Source organism: Paenibacillus massiliensis 2301065 = DSM 16942, from assembly GCF_000377505.1.
GTDB classification, from domain to species: domain Bacteria; phylum Bacillota; class Bacilli; order Paenibacillales; family Paenibacillaceae; genus Paenibacillus; species Paenibacillus massiliensis.
In genome coordinates, this window is sequence record NZ_KB898191.1 from 275,648 (window position 1) to 289,300 (window position 13,653).

9 protein-coding genes and 1 tRNA gene are annotated in these 13,653 nt (G+C 49.0%); 6 read left to right on the forward strand and 4 right to left on the reverse strand.

All coding sequences use genetic code 11. The features are described from left to right. Window positions 1-203 precede the first annotated feature (203 nt). The 4 genes from D328_RS0115855 (at window position 204) to D328_RS0115870 (ending at window position 3,201) form a co-directional block, all read left to right on the forward strand. On the forward strand, window positions 204-623 hold the full coding sequence (locus D328_RS0115855) for a MarR family winged helix-turn-helix transcriptional regulator (RefSeq protein ID WP_018886005.1): 420 nt from the start codon (window positions 204-206) through the stop codon (window positions 621-623). Window positions 624-745: 122 nt separating this feature from the next. After that, complete coding sequence (locus D328_RS0115860; RefSeq protein ID WP_018886006.1) at window positions 746-1,384, forward strand: nitroreductase family protein; 639 nt, start codon at window positions 746-748, stop codon at window positions 1,382-1,384. A 110-nt stretch (window positions 1,385-1,494) separates the two neighbouring features. Further along, on the forward strand, window positions 1,495-1,791 hold the full coding sequence (locus D328_RS0115865) for a putative quinol monooxygenase (protein WP_025680620.1): 297 nt from the start codon (window positions 1,495-1,497) through the stop codon (window positions 1,789-1,791). 207 nt (window positions 1,792-1,998) lie between these two features. Beyond that, window positions 1,999-3,201, forward strand: a complete 1,203-nt coding sequence (locus D328_RS0115870; RefSeq protein ID WP_018886008.1) for an oxalate decarboxylase family bicupin — start codon at window positions 1,999-2,001, stop codon at window positions 3,199-3,201. 106 nt (window positions 3,202-3,307) lie between these two features. Here D328_RS0115870 and D328_RS0115875 read toward each other — a convergent pair. The 3 genes from D328_RS0115875 to D328_RS0115885 all read right to left on the reverse strand — a co-directional run bounded on the left by D328_RS0115875 (window position 3,308) and on the right by D328_RS0115885 (window position 10,868). Further along, window positions 3,308-3,380: transfer RNA gene (locus tag D328_RS0115875), tRNA-Lys, on the reverse strand. A gap of 298 nt (window positions 3,381-3,678) precedes the next feature. Next, a complete protein-coding gene (locus D328_RS30705) occupies window positions 3,679-8,463 on the reverse strand; it encodes an S-layer homology domain-containing protein (RefSeq protein ID WP_154659113.1) in 4,785 nt (1,594 codons plus the stop codon). 341 nt (window positions 8,464-8,804) lie between these two features. Next, window positions 8,805-10,868 (reverse strand): methyl-accepting chemotaxis protein, encoded by a 2,064-nt coding sequence (locus tag D328_RS0115885; RefSeq protein ID WP_018886010.1) that lies wholly within the window; start codon window positions 10,866-10,868, stop codon window positions 8,805-8,807. Between the two features lie 342 nt (window positions 10,869-11,210). On the opposite strand from D328_RS0115885, the gene D328_RS0115890 reads away from it, so the two are divergent. Next, entirely contained in the window at window positions 11,211-11,657 is a 447-nt protein-coding gene (locus D328_RS0115890) for a MarR family winged helix-turn-helix transcriptional regulator (protein ID WP_018886011.1), read from the forward strand. Window positions 11,658-11,793: 136 nt separating this feature from the next. Further along, window positions 11,794-12,627, forward strand: a complete 834-nt coding sequence (locus tag D328_RS0115895) for an NAD(P)H-binding protein (RefSeq protein ID WP_018886012.1) — start codon at window positions 11,794-11,796, stop codon at window positions 12,625-12,627. Window positions 12,628-12,737: 110 nt separating this feature from the next. Here the strand turns inward: D328_RS0115895 and D328_RS0115900 are convergent, their stop codons facing one another. Further along, on the reverse strand, window positions 12,738-13,586 hold the full coding sequence (locus tag D328_RS0115900; RefSeq protein ID WP_018886013.1) for a DUF368 domain-containing protein: 849 nt from the start codon (window positions 13,584-13,586) through the stop codon (window positions 12,738-12,740). Window positions 13,587-13,653 lie beyond the last annotated feature (67 nt).

Sequence of the window (13,653 nt, forward strand, 5' to 3'; positions counted from 1 at the left end):
TATTAATGATTCAACGAATATATTTTGTAATATTATCAGAAAAATCCTAATTAGAGAATCCTTGACTTTTACATTGCGATCCTCCTGCAGCTTATTAGATTCGCAGTTGATCGTAGGAGTCGTCTCGTATCAGGTCTTGGATGGCTATTAGCTGACAGTCACAAGACACTCTGCACTAATAGAAGCTACTAAGGAGGTGGAACATGACACGTCCAGTTAACGACCAGGAACAGGTCCTATACCTACTGAACACACTGGGTAACCAGATGAGTCCGAAGTTCGAGCGTTGTACCGGGATCAGTTCGTCCAGATTAGACATCCTGCATGAGCTCTGCCAAGTGGAGGAGATTAACCAGTCGATGCTGCAAAAGCTAATTAATATCGACAGTGCAGCTATCACTCGGCACCTTAAGCAGCTGGAGGCTGAGGGGATGATTGTCCGCAGCAAAAAGCCGGATGATCAGCGTGTTACCTTCGTGCAGCTATCAGAGCATGGTCGAGAGCGAATAGCAGCCTTTCGCAAGGAAAAAGAGGTCTTTCTGGGGCAGCTACTACACAATTTTACTGAAGAAGAAATCTCTCAGCTAGCCGATTATCTGCAGCGCATGCAGAATAATATTTAAATGTATGCATGCTCCGGGTAACCGTACATGAGGTCACAAATATTAATAAGAAAAACGTCTACCGATGTACTTTCACAGAAGTCAGACCAAATAGACATATAACTAATAAGGAGTGTTGAACCATGGGAAATTTCCAAGCAACTAACGATTTTAATGAAGTGACTTACGGCCGCCGTTCGGTGAAGGCTTACGATCCAGAGGTCAAAATCAGCCGCGAAGAGCTGACAGAAATGCTGGAGGAAGCAATGCGCGCACCATCCTCCGTCAACATGCAGCCTTGGCGCTTCCTGGTCATTGACAGCCCAGAAGGCAAGGAGAAAATGCTGCCACTGGCTAGCTTTAATCAGACGCAGGTAGAGACATCCGCTGCAGTCGTTGCTGTCTTCGTGGATATGAACAATGTAGAGTATTTGGAGAACATTTATGCTGAAGCTGTAAAACGCGGGTATATGCCTGCAGAGGTGATGGATACGCTGGTTCCTAGAGTTAAAGGATATTATGAGAACCAGTCCCCAGCTGATCTGCGTGATGTGAACCTGATTGACGCTGGACTCGTCTCCATGCAATTCATGCTGGTCGCACGTGCACACGGGTATGACACCAATCCGATTGGCGGCTATGACAAGGCACGCATTGCAGAAACCTTCGGAATGGACAAGGACCGCTACCAGCCGGTTATGCTAATTACCGTTGGCAAAGCAGCCAAAGAAGGCTACCCATCCTATCGTCTGCCTGTTGAGACTGTTACAACCTGGGCATAATGTGGTTACTGGATGAATGCATCAATCCCCTTGATGAATTCACCTTTGTATATAATAACCAGATATATCAAGTATTCTTCACATTCATTCTAGCGAAAAGAGGAGATATTATGCTTATTATTCATGCGCACATGCAAATCAAACCTGAACAGGAACAACAATTCCTTGCTGCCGCAAAGCCCCTCGTGGCTGCTACCCGACTGGAAGAAGGAAACATTAGCTACGAGCTGACTAAGAGCACGGAGCAGGAGTATCGTTACACCATGGTTGAGCTATGGAAGGATGAGGCTGCTACAGCAGTGCATAATAGCAGCGAGCACTTTCAAGCTTTCGTGAAGATTGCTCCAGAATTCATGGCAGCGCCAATGGAACTTCAGATCTTCAGTGGTGAGCAAATTAAGAAATAATATACTTATATCCCACTATTCATTCTCCATATCCGATGGAACTGGGCGGCAGAGCAGGACGCGATAATTCTTATCCGTCCTGTTTTTTTGTATTACTGCAGAAAAGATCGCTCACTACTCCTTTTAACATAACGGACTGGCGCTAATTCATACCTATATATCAGTAGCTTATGTTGGCGGCATCCGACCTCAAAGGAGCGTTGTAGCATGAACGATGACATATCGAAAAGCAAGACCCCCGCGGAAAAGAAACAATGGATTGTACCACAGCCCATTCGTAAGGACGGAGCAGGTGGTCTGGACCTTGGTCCCCGGGATGTATTAAGGGACCTCCAGAACCCCGATATGCTCGTCCCTCCCGCAACCGATGCGGGGCTACTTCCCAATCTGCGCATGTCCTTCTCTGATACTCATATGCAATTGAATCATGGCGGCTGGTCCCGTGAGATTACCGTCAGGGATTTGCCGATTGCCACCACGCTCGCCGGAGTGAACATGAGCCTGACACCGGGAGGTGTACGGGAGCTACACTGGCATCAGCAATCGGAGTGGGCCTATATGATCTGGGGAACTGCACGAGTCACATCTGTCGATCAGAATGGGCGTAATTTTATCGCGGATGTCGGGCCAGGAGATTTATGGTTCTTCCCCAAGGGACTCCCTCACTCGATCCAGGGACTGGAGGAGGGCTGCGAGTTCCTGCTCGTATTTGACGACGGATCATTCTCAGACCTCAATACGCTGTCGATCTCGGATTGGTTCGCTCATACCCCTGCTGAGATCCTATCTGCCAATTTTGGCGTACCGGAAACGGCCTTTGCTGCCAGACCCAACGAGCAGGTATATATTTTTCAGGATACAGTCCCCGGGCCCATTAGTAGTGAAGCTATTTCTTCACCGTACGGGACCGTTCCGCTCTCCTTTACATATCGACTCTTGGAGCAGACACCGATCATCACACCCGGAGGCAGTGTACGGATTGTGGACTCAACGAACTTTCCAGCTTCCACGACAGTGGCTGCTGCATTAGTCGAAATTCTTCCTGGAGCCATGCGGGAGCTACATTGGCACCCCAATGCGGATGAATGGCAATATTACCTGACAGGGCAAGGACGTATGACTGTCTTCGGGGGCAACGGCACCGCTCGGACCTTCGACGTCCGGGCAGGCGACGTTGGCTATGTACCGGTAGCAATGGGGCATTATGTACAGAACACCGGAACAGACACCCTGTGGTTCCTTGAAATTTTTCGCAGCGATCGCTTTGAAGACATCTCATTGAATCAATGGATGGCCTTAACTCCCAAGCAGCTTGTACAAGACAATGTCCATGCATCACCCGAGCTGATGGATGCACTGCGCAAGGAAAAATGGCCTGTCGTGAAATATCCCCCATGGGGGAAAAAGTAGAAAAATAACAAAATGGCTGTCTCCCAGTATTCTGGGAAACAGCCATTTCTGGAGGTTGTGATGTTCACTCATCGTAAATCATCATCTTACTCGGTACATGATACGATGGATTGTCAGGGACTCGAACCCTGGACCGCCTGATTAAGAGTCAGATGCTCTACCAACTGAGCTAACAATCCTCAATTCCGCTCTCTATCGGAGCTGACTTTTATATCTTACTCCTGGAGTTCATAAAAGTCAAGCATTTATTTAACAAAACTCGACAAAAGTTGAGGGACAGCTTACTCGTCCCTCTCGATTGCACTACACGGCTATATAAATAGCCGCCCCCTCACAGTACACACACTGGAGGAGTCGGCTATTCAGACGATCCAAGCCCGTTATAACATCTTTAGCGAATGGTGCGACGTTCAAGTTCACAGAACTGGATACGGCTTCTTGTATACTCCACAAAGTTAAGGGTTATGGAATACACGTTCACTGCCCAGCTACAGTATGTTCAATCATTCTCTCAAGCATCGCAGCCAGCTCAGCTCGGGTCGCGTTCCCCTGCGGGTCCAAACGATAATCCGCCTTACCGCTCAAGACTCCCATCGAAATGAGATGTTTCACACTCTCCGTGGCCCAGCTGCTGACAAGGTCCTGGTCCGTGTAAGCCGCTATCGTTGATGGATTAGCCTCATTATTGCCCGTTATCAGCTCCATGTGCTTCAATGTGTTCACCATGATCACAGCAAGCTGTTCGCGAGTCACGGGTGCATCAGGTTCAAAACGCTGAGACCCCGTGCCACTAACAATTCCGTTATCCGCTGCCCAGCCAATATAGCCGGCATAGTAAGCATCTGGCTGAACATCGCTGAAGCGAGCTGCATATCCCTCCGTCTCAGCCTCCGCCAGACGGCCCAGCACCGTAACGATCATGCCGCGTGTCATGGTGGTATTCGGGCTGAAGGTCTGCTCCGTCGTGCCGCCGAACAATTCGCGTGCAGTTACGAAATCTATAGCCTCGCGCGCCCAGTGTCCCGCTGTATCGGTGAAGCTCTTCGCATTATCCTTGAAGCTGTAGTTAAAGGAGCTGTCTCCAATGAAATGCATTTGTCCACCAGACATGGCACTCAGCTTCATAATGCGCTGTACCCCGTTCACCATAACATATGGTACAAGCGTCTTATCCGACAGCGACGCAATGTTAGGTGTCATCGTAAGCTTGCCTATGAGACTGGTAGGTGTCAGCAGCTCCGTCGTGAACACATAATCGGATAAATGCGATTGCTGCACTGTGGCGTAGCCCTCGCTGTCCACTGGCGCATTTTGCATGAATTCCAATTCACCTGTTGTCTCATTTAGATAATAGTAGTACAACGTCTGACCTGCATATTGTGAGCCCACGAGAAGCCTGATGTTTACCTGCCCAGGCAGCTCCCCGGTACCATTGTAGCTAACGATCAAGGCTCCATGCTCACCAGCTAATTCGTTAATTGTGCTGAGGTTCGCTCCTGCGTTGAAGCGCAGTCCAAAGTCAAAATCTGTAGTGCCCTGAACGACCGCCATGCTACCAGCCGGGAACGTAAAGGAATAGTTCGGTCCGCTTAGCACAACTTCACGGCTCTTGTTCAAAGCTACCAGCCCTATGATCTGCGATTGCGACAATAACGTCGATCCCTGGGACAAGTCTACACGTACCTCTGCCCTGCCTTCTTCAATAAACTCAGACTTCACATACGGACTGGCAGGCGTCGTAGGTGTACTGCTTCCACCGCCACCACCGCCTGAACCGGATGAATCGTTATTATCACTTGAACTTGATACTACTCGCCACTGTGCATATACGGTCAGCTCGCTATCCACAACAGATTCTGTCGTAAAAGTCGTGCCATTTCCATCCGGCTGTGTATTCCAGCCAATGAAGCGATATCCCATGCGCGTCGGTGGGCTCGGCAATGCTGGCACATGCTCACCGGAGAATACAGCTATGGCTCCTGGTATTGCTTCTGTAGTCCCACCATTTTTGTCAAAGACAACGTTATAGTAGCTTGGCGCAGTAACGATCGGCGTCAGAATGATATTAGTGTTGCTGGTAGTTTGGTTCGCAGCTACACTCACACCAACAATCTGATTAGTGATGTAGCCATTTTTTTGCGCTGTGACTACATATTCTGAACCTGCTGGAATGTTCACCAGGGTATAGCTGCCGTTCACATTCGTAGTTGCGGAGTACACGCTGTCAGTTACACCATATACGCTGCTGCTGACAGATACACTGACGCTTGCTCCCTCAACAGGCTGTGTGCCATCAGAGACGACTCCTGTAATTGTACCTGTAACTACTTCTGGTTGGTCCGCTTGCCACTGTGCGTACACCACCAGATTCATATTCACAGGTATGCCGCTGGTCCATTCACTTCCTGTTCCATCGGCCTGCGTATTCCAGCCCAGGAAGCTGTACCCCTGACGTGTAGGCGGCGTAGGCAGCTCGGTCATAGCTTCTCCGGCAGTCACGGTCACCGTGGAAGGTGATGCTTCTGTATCGCCACCATTGCTGTCAAACAATACTGTATGCAGAACTGGAACAGCACTTAGCTTCACATTGACATCCGTAGTTGTCTGCCCGTTATTCACTTGTACCTGCCCTGTAGTAGCTGTGGTGAATCCGTCCTTGGACACGGACAGAACGTAACCCGAACCTGCCGGGATATCCTCCAGTACGTAGCTGCCATCAGCTGCTGTAATAGTGGAATGGACCTGCCCACGAATGGTTACAGCGATGCTCGCCCCTTCCACGGCCCCAGTTCCATCGGTAACGACTCCGCTGATGGAGCCCTTGTACTCCAGCTCCTCTGCCGCTACAGCTGCAATCTCCTTAGAGCTGAGGGCCCGGCTATAGATACGGAAGTCTGAGACCTTGCCTTTGAAATAACGGTCACCAGAATATGGCGGTCTGCCTATATAGTTGGCTACGGTTGCTTCAATGTCCTTCGGAGACAGTGTCATCGCAGTGTTTTGTCCAACCTGAACACCGTCCTCATACAACGTTGCTGTAGTGCCAGAGATGGTGTATACGAGGTTTTTCAGCACTCCTTTATTGACCGAAGCTCCCTTGGATACGGTCTGTTCTCCCACATACCAGTTCGGCGTAATTGATGCACGATAGGTTCCACTCGAATCCTCCAGTAACCCGAGATAACGAGTACCCTGCACGACTGTTGGATTGCTGGCAAAGGAATATAGCCAGGATGGACGTGGATTAGCTGGATCAATCTCCACACTGATCGATATGGTAGCATCCTCAAGATTGCTCAATATACCATTCGGCAGTTGTATGGCGTCATTAGTCCCATCCAGTGTTACAGCTCCATCGTAATCAGTAGTCGCTTCAGCTCCGCCGATCAATACGCCGGCATGACCATTTCCTGAAATATCACTTACCTCTGTTCCCGTAACAGTATCCTGGTTAAAGGTATACCGCAGCATCGCATCATCTACCGTTATCGCTCGAATGACAAGCTTGAACGTTCTCGTGTCACTCACAGCTCCCTTGGTAGCTGTCGCTGTCAGAGTAACCTCTGCATCTGGCTGACCAATGGCGGGAGGTGAGATTCGTAGTATACCGTTGGTTACCTCGGCAATCGCAGAATCTGAGCTTTCCCAAGTAATACTAGCCCCATGGTCTCCCATGAGCGGTAGCTGAATATCTGTGCTTACAGGCTGCGCTGGAAGCTGGATATCCTGTAATGCATCCTGTACGGCCTGCTCATCGCTGTACGTCACATTGACAAAGATCGGATTCGAGTAGAACCACAAGTCCGAATAATTGCGATCATTGATCTGGGCAAAACGTGTCTCGTTGTCCACCGTCGTATTCTTCTGGTCAAGCAGCGGCTCCCCATTGCTCGTCTCTCCAGGAACGTCTGTGCCCAGATTCGTTCCCCTGAGTCGGAAATATTGATTCTCGCTTGCGGGACCAACCGGATAGGTAATCGTGTTATATCCCTCTGCATCCGTCACCCAGTCTGCGCTAGTGAAGCGCTTCAGCACCTTGGTTGTATCGTTGGTAGCCTTGTTGTAGGCCGCAGTTCCGGGCTCAACTGGTCCTGTTACATTGCCGACAATCAGGTCAACATGGTCTACCTGCACAGGATCACCATTGTTGTTCTGGTTCGGACTCTTGAAGCGAATCTTCAGCTCCATCTCGTCACCAGCAGTCACCTCAAGCTCGCCACCCATTTCCTTCATGCTTTCAGCACTCTGGATGCTGAAATCGAGAGCGTTAATGAGATCACCCGTCGCTGAGAAGGATTTGCCTGAACGCATGCCCTCGACAATGGACTTCATGTCGCTACCCTCTACCCATGTATAATTCTTCGAATACTCTCCTGGCCAATAGCCGCTGGAATACCTGCGGTCACTGCTGATCTTGAAATGAAAATCAGAGTTCCCGAAGTTCCAGAACTTCCGTCCCTCACCCAGCAGGGCATCCCACATGCCTCCGACCTTAGCAATTCGAACATCGGCCCCGCCGTAGATATCAACAGTCTCACCACGATCCGGAGCCATCTGGTTACCCGGAATGCCTTCGAAGCCAAAAGCAACACGAGGTGCAATATTATTCATATCGCGAATGTCCTGCACCTTCAGCTCGGCGCTCGTTCCATTCTTCCGAGAAGGGTGGTTGAACAAGGCGTAGCTGTCAGGATAATTCGCTGCCAGCCAGCGAAATGCTTGTCTGGCATCACTGGCTGTCGAGTAGGCTCGTTGATCAGTCGCATTCCAGGCTAGCACGTCTGCTGGATCGAACAGACTTGCATCCCGGTTCGAGAACAGATATTCGAATTGGTTGATCGCCTTCAGCGCAGCTGGAGAGCCAGGAGCATCCGTAATGATCCCTACGCTCACATGATCATAAGTCGGCATATCCCACTCGAAGCCACTGAATATCGTCTTGCCCGCATATTTCCCGGCATCCTGCAATTCTTTGATCTTCGGTGCCTGATAGAGCGCAATCCCCTTTGATACAGGAATAGGAGAGCCGAGGGTATTCCCTTCCTCATCGCGTCCAGACATGCGAAGATGCTCTGATAAGGCTGCCCAGTCGAGTCCATTTTGCTCAAATGCAGCATCCAGTACATCTTGCAACTTACCTTGTGCGTCATCCGATTGTGTTGTATGTATATGATATTCTCCAGTTACCCATCTTCCCTGCGCATCGTGCCCATCTTGGCTACCACCCTCTGCCGCATAGGATACACCCGTAAACCCTGACAAAGGACTCAAAGCCCCCGCAATAAAGCTAAGCACAACACAACATGACAGCAATCGTTTTCCCAACACAATAATCCTCCCTGACCTTCAATCTCTGTCTGTTATGCAAAACTCCTCCTTATGTACTCACGTGTCACACAAGTGGAGTTCTGACTATACAGAACGCATTCTCTTACTCATTGTCACATCAAATTGTTATCGAGGTATCACAAGAGTATTAAAGGTCAGGCGAATATTGTCGAAATATGTTGATAATTGTATAGAAAAATCCCCTCATCATAAACAGGGCGATATCTCGCATGAGTCTGTCTACTATGAGGGAACTATCGTTGTTCTATTGCAGCCTACTCAACCTTGAACTGGCTCAGTTCCTTCTGTAGCTGCTTGGAGATCTGGTTCAGCTGATCGGATAGCTCCGCTACCTTCTCGATGCTCTCTAGCTGCTCCTGAGTACTCGCACTGACCTCCTGCGTAGACGCCGAGTTCTCCTCCGTCGTGGCAGATATCGTCTCCAGCGCATGCAGAATCTCATCCTTGTGCTGATGGATATTCAGGGTACCACGGCTGATCTGATTCATCCGTAGCTTAAGCTCCTCCAGATCCTTACTGATATGTGAAAATAGCTGCTTCGTGGCGTCCACCGATTTGGCATTCTCCTCGGCAATTCTCAGACCATCGACCGTATGTTGTACAGATAGCTTCGTCTTCTCTTCTATGAATCCGACCTTCTTATAGATTTCCTGCGTAGCCGCCGCAGTCTGCTCAGCGAGCTTACGCACCTCTCCAGCAACAACTGCGAAGCCTTTACCCTGCTCTCCAGCACGAGCCGCTTCGATCGAGGCATTTAAGGCCAACAGGTTGGTCTGAGTCGCAATCTGTTGTACGGTGCCCACAAAGCTGGCAATCTCGCTGCGACTCGCATCAATATCATGAATCAGTGCCGAGATAGCCTGGGTAGACTTATTATTCTCCTCTGCCCATTGGGACAGCTGAGTTACGACGTCGAGTCCGTATTCACTCTGCTCCGAGGACGTCTGTACCATTTGCTCCATTGCTGTCGCATCATTAGCAATACCATCAATCTGATGGGACAGCTCCATCGTCTTCGTCAAAATATTGTCCGACTCCACAGACTGATAATTGGTCGCACTGGCAATCTCGTTAATAGCCACCGCTGTATCATTCATTGTGGATGCTGTCTTGGTGGAAATGACCTGCAGATCGTTGGAGGATTGATTCAGCACCTGAGAGGTATTGCCAACCATCTGGATCATGCCATAGATTTTCTCTACCATTTTCTGAATTCCCTGTGCAATCTGGCCCAACTCATTATTGGAATTCACTTCGAATTGAACGGTCAGATCACCATCCTCAATCTGCTTCATCTTGGCAAGCAGCTTCGGAATGCTTCTTAGAATGGAACGCAGTACAACATAGCAGATCAACACCAGTAGAATCGTCGCTCCAGCAAACCCACCAATCGTAATCCAGGTAAAGGAGCCTAGCTCCTCCAGCACTTCTTTCTCAGCTATCGTCAAGGCTACAGACCACCCTGTATCCTCACTAGTAGCATAACCAACATATCGGCGCTCACCCTGATCATTAATCAACCGTACCCCAGATTCTCCGGCCATCATCTGCTGACCGATCTCACCGAGTTCTCCCTCACTCTCGTTGAACTTCTGCTTCAGAACTTTATCCTGATCAGGGTGGTACAGAATATCTCCATCTTTGGTGGTCAATACGGAATACCCTGTGCTACCGAGAGAGTAGCTCTGCATGATGTCCGGAATATCCTTGAAGGCAATGTCTGCAACGACAAATCCGATAATCTGATCATTATCATCCTTCACCGGATAAAAAATCCCCATCAGCATGGTGCCATTGTTGACGTCAGCATAAGGCTCCGAGAAATATAACCCGTTCGCTTCCATGGCAGGCTTATAATAAGGACGATCCTGCACATTGAATTCAGCATTGGCCGCCGCTCCATCATTTTGTAGCCAGAAGCCCTTGCCGTGAATGCCAAGCACCCATGCATCCGCAAAGGAAGGCTCTTCTTTCACAATAGCTGCCAGGGTCGCCTGCGTCTGTGCCGCATGCGTTGAAGTAAGTACATCTTCCGAGGAAGAGGTTGTCTCAATGTATTGCCGGAAAATGTCATTGGTGGACATCTGCTTCACCAATGCTCCTTTTTCTTTAAATAACGCATCGAACTGTGAAATGACAGATTGTGTCTTGGTCTGTAGCATGGCTTCCTGTTGCTGCACCAGCATGGCTCGGGTATTCGTATACATGAATGTGCCTAGAATGCTGAACACTACAAGAATGTTTAAGAATAAAATGATTGCAAGTGTGTTCGCGATACTTTTTGAGCCAGAAAATTTGTTCATGATTCGTTTTACCATTCTTTCATCTCCCTGTACCTTGTTTGGTTATCATGAACCCTTCCGCTCACAACCCATCCAAAGACCTATATAATATTACTTTTGAACTGATATCTAATATTCATTTTCGGTATTTGCGCAAGCGATTTTTAGGAGATTGCTACCGAAATCATAAAATTTTTTCTATCAGTCGCGCCGTACAGGAAGATACCAACCAATAAATCAAATTCTACCTCATAATCACCCATTCATATCCATGAACTCAAAATGATTACTATCCTCCCTGCTTGACAAGGGAGTTATGATCCATTAGATTTTATAATAGTTAAGGACTTAACTATATGGAATGGTGCGTGTGTATGTATGAAAGATTTACAGGATTTTGTAACCGACTTACCGCTGCAGCAGCAAGTCTTCTTCACCCTGGTCGAGACGACAGCCAAGCTTGTCGATGTCTCGGAGAAATACTGGCAATCCCAGGGACTGACAGGAGCTAGAATACGTATTTTGGTAGAAATAATGAAGGAGGGCGGCACCGTCCTTCCTACGATGCTCGCCCACAAGATTGGAGTAACAAAGGCCAATATTAGTCTGTTGCTCAGTCCGATGGAGCAGGATGGCCTGATTCACCGTGCCCCGCACCCTACGGATGGAAGAAAGTGGGTAGTATCCATTACAGGGGAGGGACAGCGCTTGCTTCTGCTGCATTTACCGGAGAATCGACAACGGATCGCAGAGGGCCTCCAGGGGCTTGACGAGGGCGAGCTGGAACAGTTATTGCTGTTGCTTGCTAAGTTGAAGAGAGCTTGATGCAGGCAACAGATCACGGATGGCCAAATCACTTGACGGGAGCTACTAGCGCCGTAATTAAATTCCGTACGTATTGTATATTTGCAGCCAGATAGTTAAGCGTTAAACTACATGCAAAGGAAAGGACGATGTACTCATGTCCATTGTGATTACAGGGGCAAGTGGCAAGCTGGGACATCTGATTATCGAGCAATTGCTTCATCAGATCTCTCCAGAGCGTATTATTGCAGGGGTTCGGCGTCTTGAAGCTGGAGATTCATATCGTGCCGCAGGCATCCAGGTGCGCTTATGTGATTATGATCAGCCCGAGTCGATTGAGCAAGCTATGGCCGGAGCCTCCCAGCTATTACTCATCTCAAGTTCTCATGCGGATGATACTATCCGATTTCGCCAGCATGCACATGTCATTGAGGCTGCCAAGAGGATGAAGGTGGAGCATCTGGTCTACACTAGCTTTGCTTTCCCCGAGCATGGCTCAGGCCCTCCTGTTCATTTACACTTAGCCACGGAGTATGCCATTCGCGCCTCTGGTATAGCCTACACTTTTATGAGAAACGCACTCTACACCGACATTATAGAGGCACTTGATCTGCAGACGATTATAGCAGAGCAGCAGATTGTCTGCCCTCCTGAAGCTTGGACATTTAATACAGTCATTCGAGCCGATCTGGCAGCCGCCACAGCGAACGTACTCGCCCAGCCCAGCAAACATCGCAACAGAATTTATGAGCTAACTGCGTCTACCTCATGGAGCTTCTCTGATCTAGCAGCAGCTCTCTCGGAGCTCGTCGGCACGCCAATGGCTGTGCAGCAGGACCCACAGCTACAGCATTGGATATTTAACTTTTTGCGTACAATTGATACCTCATCAACAACAACTGATCTGGAACAGCTGCTTGGCCACCCTCCCACCTCCTTGCGGGACAGCTTGCAGCCATTTATAACTGGCTTCAACTCCACAAATTATTAGCTCTATCAACCAGAATAGTAACATCAAACAGATCCGTAGTAACATCGAGCAAAAAAATCGCTTTGCCCTAGCTACACCAGGGCAAAGCGATATCGGATAAGCAGGGAGTCTCACTGCTCTATTACAACAGGCAAGCCTCTTCCGCGCTTCACGCGCCCTGCAATCAGGGCAATCCAATAACCAGCGGCAAGAGCGATTACACAGATCAGGCTATTCAGAGCCCCCACTGGATACCCCGGATACAGCACCACAATCGAGCCAGCCACCAGTCCCAGCATCGAAGCATACATGAGCAGGGTATAACGCTGCAATAAAAATCGAACAAGTCTGCTTGTAATGAGAACCCCCGCCACAATCCCCGCTCCAATCGTAAAGATGACCGGCAGATTCATTGAGGATATGGCCGAGATCGCGGTATAGTATACGCCGAGCAGGGTAAGAATCAGCGCCCCACTAATGCCAGGCAGTATTAAGGCAGTGCTCGCCAGCCACCCCGAGACGAACAGGAACAAATAATCCGAAGCAGTCAGATTCGTCATGATAATATCTCGTTCAACATCCAGAAATCTTGTCGCAGCTACCGCCAACAGGGACAGCAGTATGAGCACATAGTGCCGCAACCGCATAGGTTCCTTACTTTCTGTCCGGGCAGTTCTCCATAATGAAGGCAAGATGCCAATGACCAGGCCCATAAATAGAAAATGGGTAGGCTGAAAATAATGCTCCAGCAGGTACTTGATTACCATGACAGATATGATGAATCCACCGAACATTCCGATCCCTAGCGGGATTAAATAGGCTATGCCTTCTTTCCAGCGCTTCGAGGTCAATTGGCCAATGGCCTCAATCAACCTCTCGTAAATTCCCATGAGTACCGCAATGGTACTACTGCTTACGCCAGGAACCGTTTCTACTGTCCCCATCGCCATACCCTTGAAGATTGCTTTCCAATTCAGCATGCTTCCCTCCATACGCTATATCTATTGGTCTGATAAGATAACTTCTGAATTATTGTACTTGATTGGG